The organism is Bosea sp. PAMC 26642, assembly GCF_001562255.1.
Classification (GTDB): Bacteria; Pseudomonadota; Alphaproteobacteria; order Rhizobiales; family Beijerinckiaceae; genus Allobosea.
The window spans coordinates 4945395-4959623 of the sequence record NZ_CP014301.1 but is presented as its reverse complement, the minus strand read 5'-3'; the positions used below and the strand labels follow the sequence as shown (position 1 = coordinate 4959623).

Below are 14229 nucleotides of genomic sequence, written 5' to 3'. Positions count from 1 at the left end.
CTGCGCGAGCGCAAGCGTTGGCAAGCTGATAAGGGAAGCGAATGTCATTGCGGCAAGCGTCAGCAATGATGACCTACGATGCAGGGTCATGGACGTCCTCCTCGTTCTCGGTTGTCGTTTCCTCGGTGTGTTTTCTTGACGTGGCGGCTTCGCTTTGCGCGGCCGCTCTTCTGGGCAGGCATCTCGTCGCGGGCGCGGCCTATTCCGCGGCGATCTTGCGAAGGGTGTCGGGCAGCGGCGGCGCTACTTTCGTTAGCGTGGTGTTCTCGTGCACGAGCACCGAGGTGCCGCCCACGTTCATCCAGGTGAACATGTCGCGGAACATGCCCTGAAGCGACGTCATCACCTGCGCGCCGACGGGCTCCGGCAGCGCCCAGTAGCGCGCCTTCATCACTTTCCACGCCTTCTTGCGGACATTGTAGAGGAACTGGACGTCGGTCTCGTCCTTCTGCCGCTCGCCTGCATGGTTGCCGAAGGTGTAGTCCCGGATCTCGTCGGCGAACGCCTTCGGCAGGGCGGGGTGATCGAAGGTCAGGTTGGTGAAGCCGAGCGCGAGATGGATCTCGACGGCGCCGGTGCCCGGGAATTTGGCCAGCTGATGGCCCGGCAAAGTCGAGGCGCCGTGCTGGACCGCGCCGCCCATGCCGAACTCGCCGCGGCAGATGTCCGAGATCGTCTTCAGCAACTCGTAGTCGACGGTGACGTCGGCGAGCTTGCCGTCGGGCTGCATCTTGCCGCCGTGATAGGTGCCGGAATTGATGCTGATCTTGCTAACCGGTTCCAGGGCCTTGTCCTTGGCCGCCAGTTCCTCACGGTAGACGGCCATGAACTCGCGCAGCTCCTCGGGCGTCGTGTTCTCGTGCCCGACCTCGCCGATCTCGGCGCCCAGCGAAATCGTCACGCCCTCGGGCTCGATGCCACGGACGAACTGCGTGAAATGGGCCGTCAGCTCGGCATTGAGTCGTTGCTGCTCGCGGACATTCGGGAGGGAGAGGTCGACCACGGTCGAGGCGTCGATGTCTATGCTGTAGAAGCCCGCCTCGATCTGCTCGCGCATGATGGCCTCGAGCTTGCGTATCTCGGCGGGGCCGTCCTTGGCGTAGGCGCTGGCATTGACCTGGTCGTGGTCCGCCTGGAGGAAGACGGGTCCTTCATGGCCCTCCCGCAGCGCCGCGGCGAGCACGCCGGCCGTGTACTCGGCCGGAGGTTGGGCCGCATAGATCGACTCGCCGACCGCCTGCTCGAAGATGAACAGCTTGGCGTCCATCTCCCTGGCGGCGCGGAAGACCGCCCGGCAGGTATGGTAGGTCCAGCCGCGCAGGTTCATGGCCGGAACCGTTCGCCCTCCCCACGCGCCGGCCGCCCGCGCGAGATAGAGCTCCTGCACCGAGGCCGGCACGATTCCCGCAGCCAGCGCCGCGCTGCGGATGGCCCAGATCGCAAGAGCGCGCGCCTGCGGCTCCGCCAGCGCCGCCGTCTCGGCCCAGCGGTCGATCATCGCATCGGACGGGCGCCGGGCTTTCGAGAAGTCGGGAGAGGAGGACGAGAGATCGACCTTCAGGCTCTCGAGGTCGGCGGTGAGTTCGGCGAGCGACGCGCAGCCCATGGAGAATGACACCTTCTAGAACATGTTCGAAATCGAAAGGGCCGGCCTGAAGCGTCAGTCCGGCGGGGAGAGCGATCGTCAGGTGACGGTGCGCGTTCTAGGTCTCGTCGCGCGGCGTTATGTGACGATCATGCTGGGTAATTGGTGTTGATCCTCGGTCTTGATGTCGTGGCACATGATGCCTCTCGTTTCGGGAGATCCATCCGCATGACGAAGATAGATGCATGATATCTTCGATATCGCAATCATCATTTTCGTTTTCGACCTTTCATCCGGTTGCCATCAAGCCAAGCACGGCCTCGCGATCGGGCATGCCGTTCCAGCCTTGTGCCCTCTCGCCCTTGAGGGCCGCCGTCGCGCTTGCTAGCCGGGCCGCCTCGATCGGCGTCATGCCCTCGCCGAGCCCCAGCGCATAGGCGCCGTGAAAGACGTCGCCGCAGCCGGTCGTGTCGGCGATCACGACCTTGAACGCCGGGACTGCGACGATCTCGCCGTCGAGCAACCAGAGGCTGCCGGCCGCTCCGCGCGTCACCGCGAGAATTTGGCCGTACCGCCGCGCACAGCGCCGCAGCAGGTCCTCGGGAGTGCCGTCGCCAGCAAAATCGCGCAGGCCCTCGCTGGAGAACACGACATGGTCGGAGGCTTCGATCAGGCGCTCGTTGTCGTCGTGGCTGCCGCCGTCGGCATCCAGAACGGTCGGTATACCGGCTCCGCGCGCGCGATCGAGCACGATCCTGGCGCCGGCGGGCCAGCGCGTGTCGGCGAGCACGACGGCGACGTCGTCGAGGGGATCGATCGGCAGCACGGTGGCATCGGGTGGCAGGCTTCGGCGATCGGAGACGATGCTGCGCTCCCCGCGATCGTCCACCATGACGATGGCGCGCAGGGTCCGACCCTCGGCGATCATCGCGACGCCTGCACAATCGACACCATGCTCGCCCATGATCCGGATCGCCGCCTCGCCAGCGGCGTCCGCGCCGACCCGGCCCCAATAGGACGCCACGCCGCCGAGATGGCAGATCGCCACCGCAGCCGTTGCGGCCGGGCCGCCGAAGCGCGACTGGTAACCCTGGACGCCGGTCTTGATCCCCGACGCAGGCAGCGCGTCGACGCGAAACACCTCGTCGTGGACGAGATTACCGACGCAGACGGTCCTGCGCTTCACAGGTTTCGCCCCGCCGGCCCGAACCAAAGGCGTCCGGCGCGCAGCATGTCAGTCCTGGCCGGCTCCAAGCCGGCCGGTCTGCGCCGATCCTCAATCATGTTCCGTCCCAGATCTTTTTTTGCGGTCCATCGCTCTCGCCCGGCCGCTTGTCACCTCGCGCCAGCTTTCGCCATCGCGCACCCGATGATGCAGCAAATATTCCTTTTCGCAAGAGCCATTTTCGATTACGCGCATTGCCTCGATCGTCGGATGCGCTGTATGGCTTGCCGCCAGGATGGACCAGCTCAGCAAACGCCACGGCGAGATTCTCGAACTTCTCAGTCGGCGCGGCTATCTCGCGATCGAGGAGATGGTCGCTGCCTTCAACGTGACGCCGCAAACGCTGCGGCGCGACCTGCAGGATCTGTCCGACAGGGGTCTGTTGCGGCGTCATCATGGTGGCGCCAGCGCCAATCTCAGCACGGCCAATGCCGATTACGGGCTGCGTCATGTCGAGACGGCCGATGGTAAAGCCGCTATCGGCCGCGCGGCTGCGGCCTTCGTCAAGCCGGGCAGCTCCCTGTTTCTAACGCCGGGAACGACCACCGATGCCCTTGCCAAGGCCATAGCCGAAAAGGCCCCCGGAGGCCTGCGGGTCATCACTAACAGCACGGCCGCTGCGGCGATCCTGGAGAACTGCCCAGGTATCTCCATCCAGATCACGGGCGGCCTCTGGATGGGCCATAACCGGGCCGTGGCCGGCGCGCCGGCTGTCGATTTCGTTGAGAACTACCGCTGCGACCTGGTCCTGACCAGCATCGGCGGCATCGATCCGGAGGGCAACCTGCTCGAATACCGCGACGAGGAGGTTGCCGTTGGGCGGGTCATGCTCCGCAATGCGCGGCGCAAGGTCGTATTGGCGGACCACAGCAAGTTCGGCCGCGTAGCGACGTGCAGGCTAGCCCATCTCGGCGACATCGACACATTGATCACCGATCGCGCGCCGGTCGAAGCGCGCGCACGCATGATCGACGGCGCCGGCTGCGAGTTGATTGTCGCGGAGTAAGGACTGGCGGCACAAGCCTGCCCGGGGAGCCTATACCGCCGGTCTGTGCAAGCGCCTTGGCGCGACGACACTTTTGCTCCTAGGCGCGCGAGCGGTCGGCAAACCGCGCTAGCAGGCCAAGAAAGGCGTTGTAACGCTCGTAGAGCAGCAGTCGCGGACTGACCCTGGCCAGAAAGCCCGCGAGCTTGGCTCGGCCCGATCTCGCGACAGCAGTACCAAAGCCGAACGCGGCGGTTCCGGATATGGATCGAGGATAACCCGGCCGGCATTGTAAAGTCGCTCTGTTAATCGGCTCTCTGTATTCGATTATCGTCGAGCATGATCATGGTTGCTGCGGCTGACTGGCGAAGCCGACATCGTCGTGCGCGCTAGGTGTTTAGTCCCGCAGTGTGATGGCGTATCTTTGTCGCCGTTGGAGAGGGACGCGCTATGGGCCAGGTTCTTCACGGGAGCGCCAAGACGACGCACACCGTTCGAGCGGAGCTACAGCGATCGCAAGCTTCGTCCGCGAAGCTCGCAAGGCGCTTCGGGATCAACGAGAAGACCGTGAGGAAGTGGCGGTCGCGCGCGGTGGTCGAGGACGAGCCGATGGGCCCTAAGGAGCGACGTAGCTCAGTTCTTTCCGCGATTGAGGAGGCCGCGATCGTGGCGCTGCGCGTCCAGGCCCGTCTGCCGCTGGACGACGTCTTCGTCGCGCTGAAGGACGTCATCCCGCATCTGACGCGGTCGTCGCTGCATCGCTGCTTGCAGCGCCATGGCATCTCCCGCCTGCCGAAGGCCGACCGCGAGAAGCCCAAACGGTTCAAGGCCTACGAGATCGGCTACTTCCACATCGACATTGCCGAACTGCGCTACGAGGGCGGCAAGGCCTACCTGTTTGTGGCGGTCGATCGGACCTCCAAGCTCGTCTTCGCCCGGATATACCGGAAGGCGACGAAGCTGGTCGCGGCCGGCTTTCTCAAGGCTTTGCTCATGGCCGTTCCCTACCGGATCCACACCGTGCTGACCGACAACGGTGTTCAGTTCGTCCAGCACGACAAAAAGGCCGAGTGCGGCTCTGTCGCTCATGTTTTTGGGCGGGTCTGTGCCGAGCGCGGCGTCGAGCACAGGCTCACCAAGCCTTATCATCCGTGGACCAACGGCCAGGCCGAGAGGATGGTCCGCACGATCAAGGAGGCGACCGTCCGCGCCTTCCACTACGCCTCGATCGACGACCTGCGACGCCACGTCCGGGACTGGCTGCTCGCCTACAACTACGCCAAACAGCTAAAGGCACTCCGCTTCAAAACGCCACTCGAGGCCATCAAAACCATCAGCGTCGAAAAGCCAGAGCTCTTCGTTCGTCAGCCAAGCCATGACATGCTGGGACTGAACACCTAGGCCCCGAGGCTCGGCCCTGCGATCGGGATTGAAGAAGCGCGCGCCGTCGAAATGGTCGCTGAGCGGGCCGGAATAGTAGAAGGTCCGTGGACCGCCCGTCTCGGCGGACTGAACCCGCCCTGCACCAAGAATGCTGCCGATCATTCCGAGGGCTAGGCGTCCGCCCCCTCGCCTAGTCAAACGCACAAATCGCCTCTCTCGTCATCCTCGCGATAGACGATGATGGCTAAGACAAGTCGCGTGACCAGCCCCACACGGCACGCCTCACGGCCTTGCGAAGGCTACTCGACGCGCGCCACAGGAGACGCCGAGATGATGCGCCGTTTTACCGCCATGCTCGCGCTGGGCTTGGTGCTGGTCCTTGCCGGTGTGCCGACCTCGGCGCAGACGCCACCTTCCGCCGCCGAAATCGCAGCGTATGACGGCCTGCAGTCGGCCGCCTGGATAGGCGATGTCGCCGCTATCGAAAGACTGGTGGCGGCTGGTGCAGTAGTCGACACACGCGACGGCCAGCGTCGGACCGCGCTTCATATCGCGGCCCATGCCCGGCAGCGCGAGGCTATGCGGACGCTGGTCAGGCTCGGGGCCGATCCGCGCGCCCTTGATGCCCAGCGCTACGACACGGTCACTATCGCCGCCGTGGCGGACGATGCCGAAACGATGCGCGTGGCTCTTGCGATCGGCGCGGATCCCAGGGCGATAACCAGCCCCTATGACGGCACTGCGCTGATTGCCGCCGCCCATCTCGGCCATGACGAGATCGTAAGAATGCTGATCGAGGCCGGAGCTGCGCTTGACCACGTCAACAACCTGGCCTGGACCGCACTAATCGAGGCCATCATCCTTGGCGATGGCGGCGCACGGCATGAACGCACCGTGAGCCATCTTGTGGCGGCAGGCGCCAGGCGGGACATTGGCGACCGCAACGGCGTCACACCCATCGAGATGGCGCGCCAGCGCGGCTATGGCGCGATGGTTCGCATTCTGGAAGGCAGATGATGGCCGTCACCAACGCTTGCTGAAGGATCACCTAGCACCCCGGTGTTGTGTGCAAAGTCCGGTTTCGAGTAAGCAATCGACTTCCGTTCTTGGCGCAGAGGGACAGCGGAGCGCGCCGCCGTTCACTACAGCATCAGAGCGGCGTCCCGATGTTGCCGATTAGCTGCCCCTTGTGGACGAAGGCGTGCTCTGTCTGGCGGAGCACATAGCCCGGAAGAGGGGCCAGAACATCTTCCGCCGTCGCCTTGCGTCCCATCGTCGGGTGAAGCCGTGCCACGAGTTGACCCTTGGCCACTTCGTCCCCGAGCGAGATGCAGTGTTCGACCAGGGCTGGGCGGGACGCCAGATACTGTCCCTCCGGACCCGCCGTGAAATGCACGCCTTCGAAGGGGATCTGCGGAAGCTGCGGCTCGAGCACGCCAAAGGCCGCCAACGCGCGCAGCAGGCCGGCCTCCATGATCTCCAGCTCGACCGTATGCATCCGGCCGCCGCCGCCCTCGACCTCGATCGAGGCGAGATCGGCCAGTTTGGCCGCGCCGCAGGCGGTCTCGTCGATGCCGTCGACATGCTGCACGAAGCGATAGCCCCAGGCTTCCATCAGAACGGTGAGGCGGGCGTCGTCGACCTTGCTGCTGCCGGTGGCGAAGCCGAATACCATCGGTACGACCGAGACATCGCTCCCACCCGCATGCACGTCGATCAGCAGATCGACAGCCGGGAACAGCTGGCTGGTGACGAAGGCGCAGAGGCGCTCCGTCGGCGTGCCGTCGGCCTTGCCGGGGAAGCAGCGGTTCATGTTCTGGCCGTCGAAGGGCGACAGGCGTTTGCCCTTCTCGGACGCTGGGAAGTTGATAGACGGCACGATAAGGATGCGCCCCGTGACATCGGCGGGAGCGAGGCGCTCAGCCAGGCGACGCAGGACGATCTGCGCCTCGTATTCGTCGCCATGGATGCCGCCCAGGAGCAGCACCGACGGTCCCTTGCCATTGTTGATGCAGCAAAGGATATCGCCTGCGACGCCGTCGAGCGGGCCTGCGATCGGGCCGAGATCGTGGATGGTCTTGCCGGGAGCGGTGAGGTCGAGAGCGGGCAGCATGGCAGTCCTTCAATCCTGATGGCTCGCGGAGGCGGCTTTTGCCGCCTCCGTTCGTGTGATGGCGTCGATGAGGAAGCGCTCAGGCCGCGACGCGGCTGAGCGTGACGTCGGCGGCGAAGCGCGCCGGCTCGTGGAAGCGCCGTGGCGAGAACGGGTTCAGCGCCTCGGGCTTCCGGCCGGAAACGACCCATTCCGTCATGAGCCTGGTGAAGCCGAGCGAGATCGCGAAGCCATGGCCCGACCAGCCATAGCCATAGATCAGGTTGGGCAGCGCCTCGACCTGCCCGACCAGAGGGATGAGATCGGCCGTGACCGTCTCGACGCGCGAGGCGTCGGCCTTAACGAAGCTCGAACTGTCGATGAAGGGCATCGTCAGAATCGCATCGGTGACGTTCTGCGTCATCGCGCTAAGGGAGCCCTTCCAGAGACCCTCGGGCGTATAGGCGACATGAGCGCCGCCCGACAGCATCAGCACACCGTCCGGCAACTGCTTGATCGCCAGGCGGCGATGCGCATGCGAAAGCAGATGATTGACCGTCTTGTTCAGAGGGTTGGTGACGTAGAGCATCTGCGGCATCAGGTTCCAGACCGGCCCGAACTCATAGGGCTTGAGGACTGGCTTCAGCAGCGCCTCGGCGCCCGCGTTCGCCACGACGATCAGCTTGTCGCCGACGGGAACGGTCTCGCCGTCAGCGAGCGTCACCGCGGTCGCGACTCCCCGCGACTGCACGATGCCGGTTACGCGGGCGTTGGTGCGGATGACGACGCCCGCCTTGGCGGCCTCCTTCGCGAACTGTCGCGTCGCGAAGCCATGGTCGCCGACGCCGTCATTGGGACAGTAGATCGCGCCGATGGTCCCGGCGGCGAGCTCGGGCTCGCGTGCCAGGGTTTCGTCGCGCGTCAGCACCTGCGAGGGCGTGCCGAGGCTCGCCTGCGACGCTGCGGTTGTTGCCATGCGGCCGCGGACCTCGTGTTCGCGGTGGCCATAGGGGATGTCGAAGACCTTGAGGCCGCCGACCCTGCGGAAGCCGACGCCCCCGTCGATCGACTGCTGATATTCACCCCAGAGCCGCTGGGAAAGCGCGCAGACCGGCAGTTCGCGCAGGTCGCGGCCATTGGCGCGCACGCCGCGTTCGCCCGGCCCACCGGAGGCGCCGCCGGCGACCTCTCCCGCTTCGAGGAGCGTCACCGTTTTGCCGGCGCCGGCAAGCTGATACGCCAGGCTGGTGCCGTAGATGCCGCCACCGACAATCACGATTTCGGAGGCGTTGCTGTGATCGGACATCGATCGATCCTTCGTCGTTTCAGGAGTTTTGATCAGGGAGGTGACGGTCTGCGAAATGGCAGCTCGCCGTGCTGCGGCCTCCCGGCGCAGGGTGGGGAAGGGGCTGCGTTTCGACGCAGGGTCTGGGCAGCGGCCCATCGGATGTCGTGACGGTTTCGCCACCGGTCGGACCGGAGGCTCTTGCCAGTGTTCTCGCGAGAGGGCAGCGCGTGTGGAAGCTGCAGCCCGACGGGATCGCGAGGGGGCTTGGGATCGACCCTTCGAGTACGGTCGCAGAGCGGTCGCGGTCCAGCGGCGAGGCGTGGGCCGCGATCGCCATCAGGCTTTGCGTATAGGGATGACGCGGCGCGGCGCAGACGTCGCCGACGTCGCCCTGCTCGACGAAGCTGCCGAGATACATGACGCCGACCGCGTCCGCCATATGGGCGACCAGCGCCAGGTCGTGGGTGATGATCACATAGGTCAGCTGCAGCCGCGCCTGCAGCTCGGCCAGCAGATTGATGATCTGCGCCTGGACGGAGACGTCGAGGGCCGAGACCGGCTCGTCGAGCACCAGGATCTGCGGCTCGCAGATGATAGCGCGGGCGATCGCGGCACGCTGGCGCTGGCCGCCGGACAATTCGTGCGGGTAGCGCGCCAGATGCGCCTGGTTCAGCCCGACCATGCCGACCACGGCCTCGATCCGTTCCTGCCGCGCGTTCCGCTCGCGGTGCAAGCCGTGCACGGTGAGCGCTTCGGCCAGGATGTCGAACACAGTCATGCGTGGATCGAGCGAGGCGCGCGGATCCTGCAGGACGAGCTGGACCTTGCGGCGCATGGCGCGCAGCCCCGCACCGTCGAGCGAGGAGAGCGCGGTGCCGTCGATTTCAACCTCGCCGCCGGTCGGGCGCAGCAGGCCGACGATTAGGCGGGCAAGCGAACTCTTGCCGGAGCCGGATTCGCCGACGATGGCGAAGCAAGAGCCGCGAGGGACACTAAGGGACACGTTGTCCACCGCACGCACGACCGGCGTGGCCCTGAGGCCGAAAAGACCCTTGCCACCGCCGAAATCGCGGCTCACCCGCTCGACGACGATGACGTCGTCGCGGCTGGCGCTGGGCGCTCGGGGCATGGGGAAGGGCGCGTTCATGCCAACCCCTCTTCGGCAAATACGCAGGCGACACGACGCTCGGCGACCGACCGCTCGGGCGGCTCCTGAGCGGCGCATTCCGCGCGGCCGGCATGGCGCGGACAGCGCGGGCGGAAGGCGCAGCCGTCCGGCAGGCGGCCGACCAGCGGGGGCTCGCCGGGTATACTCCGCAGCGGCTTGCCGCGCTCCTCTGCCGCGCCGGGAGCCGAGGCCTGGAGCGCTCGGGTGTAGGGGTGCAGCGGCCGCTCCAGTACCGTCTCGATGGCGCCGCTTTCGACCAGCCGCCCGGCATACATCACGGCAACGTCGTCGGCGAAACGCGCCACGAGGTTAAGATCGTGGGTGACGAGCAGGATCGCCATGCCGCGCTTGCGCTGGATCTCGCGCAACAGCACCAGGATCTGCTGCTGGATGGTGACGTCGAGCGCGCTGGTCGGCTCGTCGGCCAGCAACAGCTCAGGATCCTGGGCGAGCGCGATCGCGATGACGATGCGCTGCTTCATTCCGCCGGAAAACTGATGCGGATACATGTCGAGCCGGCGCTCGGGATCGGCGATGTTCACGTCGCGTAACAGCGCGACGCAGCGCTGCCGGACCGCCTGTGGGTCAAGGCGATGGCAGGCGCGCACGGCCTCGCCGAGTTGCTGGCCGATGGTCAGCACAGGGTTCAGGGCGCTGGCGGCGTCCTGGAACACGACGCCGATCTTACGCCGGCGCAGGTCGCGCAGGGCAGCGGCGGGCAGGCCCAGTGCGGTTTCGCCGCCAATCGCGATGCTGCCTGCGGTGATCGCTACCTCCTGTGGATTGGCCAATGTGCCGATCGCGCGCAGCAGGGTCGATTTTCCGGAGCCGGATTCACCGACGACCGCCAGCGTCCGACCGGCGCGGATCGTCAGGTCGACGCCGCGCACGACGTCGAGCAGCCCATCGGCCGTGCGGAAGGCGAGGTGCAGGTCGCGAACCGCGACGATGGGCGCATCGGGGCCGGAGGGGGCCTCGGTCGTCGAAGCCGGCACGGGCTTGCGCCGGCGCAGGAAGCCCAGCAGCGGCAGACGGCGGGCGCCGCGACGGCTGGTCGGGTCGTAGATGGTCCGGAGGGCGTCCCCGAGCAGGTTGAAGGCGAGCGCCGAAACGGCGAGGAACAGGCCGGGGAAGGTCGCCAGATAAGGGTGGCTGCGAATGTAGGAGCGGCTTTCGCCGAGCATCGTGCCCCATTCGGGGAAGGGCGGCTGGGTGCCGAGTCCGAGGAAACCGAGCCCCGAGGCCGAGAGCAGCGTCGAGGCGAACAGAAGCGTCGAGAGCGTCAGAAGCATGCCGGAGATGTTGGGCAGCACATGGCGCAGGATGACGCGGGCGGGGCTGGCGCCGAGCGCGACCGAACCTTCGATGTAGGGCTCGGCCAGCACGCTCAGCGTCACGGCACGGGCCGTGCGGGCAAAGACAGGGATCGATACGACGCCGACGGCGATGATGACATTCTGGGTGCTCGCTCCCAGGATCGCAACGACCGCGAGCGCGAAGACGATGTCGGGAAAGCTCAGCATCACGTCGATGGCGCGCATCAGCACAGCCTCGATCCAGCCGCGGCGCCAGGCCGCGAGGATGCCGAGCGGAACGCCGATGAGGAAGGCGACGACGACGCCGCCGACGCCAATGCCGAGCGTCGCGCGGGCTCCGACCAGAATGCGGCTGAAGACGTCGCGGCCTAGTTGGTCGGTGCCGAACCAGTGGGCCGCGGACGGCGGACGCAGCGTCTGCGCGAAGTTCTGCCGGAAGGCATCCTGCGGCGCCAACGCCGGGCCAACGATGGCAAGCGCGAGATAGAGCACGACCAGCGTCAGGCCGATCGCGCCCTTCGGCTGCGCGAGGATGCGCCGCAGCAGCGTCCAGGCCGCGTTGGGCTTGGCGGGGACGGGCTCTGCGCGATGGGGCAAGGCGACCATGTCCTGAGCCAGGCTCATGCCGGTCTCTCCTGCTCGCGTGTGCGCGGGTCGAGCCACTGCGTCAGCAGGTCGGTGACGAGGTTGATGGCGACGAAGAAGACCGCGAACATCAAGATCGCGTACTGGATCACTGGATAGTCGGCGCGGGAGACCGCATCCACGAGGAGACGGCCGACGCCGGGAATGCCGAAGACCGTCTCGGTGACGACCGAGCCGCCGAGCATGCCGCCGAACTGCACGCCGGCGACGCTAACGGCGGCGATCAGCGAATTGCGTAGCGCATGGAACAGCACGACGCGGGTTTCGCTAAGGCCCTTGGCCCGGGCGGTATCGAGATAGTCGCGCCCCATGCTTTCGGTCAGACTGGTCGCGACGAGGCGGCTGAACATTGCCGCCGGCCGCGTCGCGATGACCAGGATCGGCAGCACGAAGTGCAGCGGCGTCGAAGCGCCGGCCGCCGGCAGCCAGCCGAGATGAACGGCGAAGTACCAGATGCCGAGCAGGCCAAGCCAGTAGATCGGCATCGAGATCCCCGCCAGCGTCAGCACGGTGATCGCAGCGTCGGCGATGCCGCCAGGCCGCATGGCGCAAACGATGCCCGCGACCGTCCCGAGCAGGACGCCGAGCGCGAGGCCGCCGATCGAGACGATCAGCGTATTGGGGAGGCGCTCCGCCAGTTCGACGACCACGGGCCGGTGGGTCCGAAACGAGGTCGCGACCGAGGGGTCGAAGATGCCGCGCAGGAACTGCGCATAGCGGGTCAGCAAGGGCTCGTTGAGGCCGAGAAACGTGCGAATGCTCTCGATCTCTTCGTTCGAGGCGGTCGGCCCGGCCAGAATCTGCGCCGGGTCGCCCGGGATGAGGTCGACGAAGAAGAAGACCAGCAGCGAGACCGCAAACAACGTCGGCAGGGCGCTGGAGAGGCGTCTGAGAACGAACATCGTCGCGGCTCCCGCTTCGGCGCTGCTACTTCAGGGTCACCTTGTCAAAAACCAGCGTCTCGTTGGGCTGGACGGCAAAGCCCTGCACCCGGTTGGACACGCCGATCGCCTGGGTCTGGTACCAGAGGAAGAGGAAGGGCTGATCGTTCCAGACGATTTCCTGCACCTCGCCATAGATCGCCTTCTGTTTGGCCGGGTCGGTGGTGGCGCGGCCTTCCTTGAGCAGCGCATCGACGCGCGGATTGGAGTAGCCTGTGCGGTTAGCCCCGACGCCGGTAAAAAACAGGCGGTAGAGGGTGTAATCCATGCCCGCTGTGGCGCGGCCGACCATGCCCATGTTGTCGGTGCGGGCCGCAGGTTCCATGCCGATCACCTTGCTCCAGGTGCCGCGGTCGACCACCAGCGGCGTCGCCTTGATGCCGACGTTCTCGAACGACCCTGCAAGGGCCTGGCAGACCTGGACGTCCTTGATGTAGCGCCCGGTCGGGCAGGTGAAGCTGAGCAAGAGCTGCCCCGGCTTGTAGCCCGCCTCCGCCAGGAGCTTCTTCGCCCCTGCCGGATCGAACGGGATCGGCGGGAAGGTCTTGCGCAGCTCGTCCTGCGTGCCGGGGCCGACCATGCCGACCGACGGCGTGCCGAGCCCGCCGAGCACGCCCTTGGCGATGCCCTCGCGATCGACCGCCAGGTTCAGCGCCTTGCGCACCCTGGCGTCCGTCAGCGACCCCTTCAGCACCATCTCCATGTTGATCGAGAACATGCTGGGGGGCGTGACGACCTTGGCGTCCTTGAGCGCGTTGATCGCCGCCATCGATTCCGGCGGCACCCGCTCGACGATATCCGCCGCGCCGGTTTCCAACAGCGCCATGCGCGAGCCGTCCTCGGGCACGACGATGAAATCAATCGATTTCAGGGTCGCCGGATACTCGCCCTTGTAAGTCGGGTTTGGGACGAGCCGGAAGCCCTCGCCGCCTACGAAGCGATCGACCTTGTAGGGGCCGGACCCCACCGGCTTGCGGCCGTATTCGGCGCCCATCTCCTTGACGGCCTTGACGTTGACGATGCTGGCAGCCGTGCTCGCGAGCAGCAGCAGAATATGGCCGTTGGGCTCGGCGAGATGAAACTCGACCGTGTCCTCTCCCACGGCCCTGACCGTGCCGAGCGAGGCGTAGAGGCCGCGATAGATCGAGCCGACTTTCTCATCGAGCAAGCGATTGAAGCTGGCCGCGACGGCCTCGGCATTCAGGGGATCGCCGTTGCTGAAGGTTCTGCCGGCCATGATCTTCACAGTGAAGACCTTGCCGTCGGGCGAAAACGAATGGTCCGACGCCAGACTCTTCAGGACGTTGTTCTGGGGATCGAGCCGGAACAGCCCTTCCAGCACGGCGAGATCGACCGCGTTGCCGACGGGCAGGTCGTTGAAGGCGGGGTCGAAGGTCGCCGGGTCGGCACCGACGGCGACCCGAAGGACGCCCGCAGGCTGCGCCTGCGCGTGCGCGGCAAAAACGGAGAGCCCGGCGATCAGGGCGGCGCGAAAACAGGTCTGGCGTAGATTGCGCATGTACGGCTGTTCCCCAAGCTGGCACTTCATCGTTCCGGGGATCGCGGTCGCGTCCTCGGCATCAGGCGACGAAAATCCGCGT

Annotated in this window: 12 protein-coding genes; 4 read left to right on the top strand and 8 right to left on the bottom strand. The window is 66.3% G+C overall.

What is annotated here, in order from left to right:
• Positions 1–199 precede the first annotated feature (199 nt).
• On the bottom strand, positions 200–1618 hold the full coding sequence (locus tag AXW83_RS23765) for a class II fructose-bisphosphate aldolase (protein WP_156640349.1): 1419 nt from the start codon (positions 1616–1618) through the stop codon (positions 200–202).
• 10 nt (positions 1619–1628) lie between these two features.
• Between AXW83_RS23765 and AXW83_RS28070 the strand changes: the two genes are divergently transcribed.
• Positions 1629–1757: a hypothetical protein gene (locus tag AXW83_RS28070; protein WP_257722107.1), complete on the top strand. Its 129-nt coding sequence runs from the start codon at positions 1629–1631 to the stop codon at positions 1755–1757.
• A gap of 117 nt (positions 1758–1874) precedes the next feature.
• On the opposite strand, the gene AXW83_RS23760 is transcribed toward AXW83_RS28070, so the two are convergent.
• Entirely contained in the window at positions 1875–2771 is an 897-nt protein-coding gene (locus tag AXW83_RS23760) for a PfkB family carbohydrate kinase (RefSeq protein ID WP_066618273.1), read from the bottom strand.
• Positions 2772–3120: 349 nt separating this feature from the next.
• Between AXW83_RS23760 and AXW83_RS23750 the strand changes: the two genes are divergently transcribed.
• From AXW83_RS23750 to AXW83_RS23740, 3 genes are all read left to right on the top strand, one after another.
• Positions 3121–3816, top strand: coding sequence for a DeoR/GlpR family DNA-binding transcription regulator (locus tag AXW83_RS23750; protein ID WP_236841757.1), 696 nt, complete (start codon positions 3121–3123; stop codon positions 3814–3816).
• 429 nt (positions 3817–4245) lie between these two features.
• On the top strand, positions 4246–5196 hold the full coding sequence (locus AXW83_RS23745; protein ID WP_066611647.1) for an IS481 family transposase: 951 nt from the start codon (positions 4246–4248) through the stop codon (positions 5194–5196).
• Between the two features lie 312 nt (positions 5197–5508).
• A complete protein-coding gene (locus tag AXW83_RS23740) occupies positions 5509–6195 on the top strand; it encodes an ankyrin repeat domain-containing protein (protein ID WP_066618260.1) in 687 nt (228 codons plus the stop codon).
• Between the two features lie 133 nt (positions 6196–6328).
• Here the strand turns inward: AXW83_RS23740 and AXW83_RS23735 are convergent, their stop codons facing one another.
• From AXW83_RS23735 to AXW83_RS23710, 6 genes are all read right to left on the bottom strand, one after another.
• A complete protein-coding gene (locus tag AXW83_RS23735) occupies positions 6329–7291 on the bottom strand; it encodes a M14 family metallopeptidase (RefSeq protein WP_066618257.1) in 963 nt (320 codons plus the stop codon).
• Positions 7292–7370: 79 nt separating this feature from the next.
• The gene (locus AXW83_RS23730; RefSeq protein ID WP_066618254.1) at positions 7371–8576 is read right to left on the bottom strand and encodes an NAD(P)/FAD-dependent oxidoreductase; all 1206 of its coding nucleotides are present in this window, start codon (positions 8574–8576) and stop codon (positions 7371–7373) included.
• Positions 8577–8595: 19 nt separating this feature from the next.
• A complete protein-coding gene (locus AXW83_RS23725) occupies positions 8596–9705 on the bottom strand; it encodes an oligopeptide/dipeptide ABC transporter ATP-binding protein (protein ID WP_066618251.1) in 1110 nt (369 codons plus the stop codon).
• Positions 9702–11666, bottom strand: coding sequence for a dipeptide/oligopeptide/nickel ABC transporter permease/ATP-binding protein (locus tag AXW83_RS23720; RefSeq protein ID WP_066618248.1), 1965 nt, complete (start codon positions 11664–11666; stop codon positions 9702–9704). Before AXW83_RS23720 ends, AXW83_RS23725 begins: the two co-directional genes overlap by 4 nt.
• On the bottom strand, positions 11663–12589 hold the full coding sequence (locus AXW83_RS23715) for an ABC transporter permease (RefSeq protein WP_066618246.1): 927 nt from the start codon (positions 12587–12589) through the stop codon (positions 11663–11665). Before AXW83_RS23715 ends, AXW83_RS23720 begins: the two co-directional genes overlap by 4 nt.
• A 25-nt stretch (positions 12590–12614) precedes the next feature.
• A complete protein-coding gene (locus AXW83_RS23710; RefSeq protein ID WP_066618244.1) occupies positions 12615–14147 on the bottom strand; it encodes an ABC transporter substrate-binding protein in 1533 nt (510 codons plus the stop codon).
• Positions 14148–14229 lie beyond the last annotated feature (82 nt).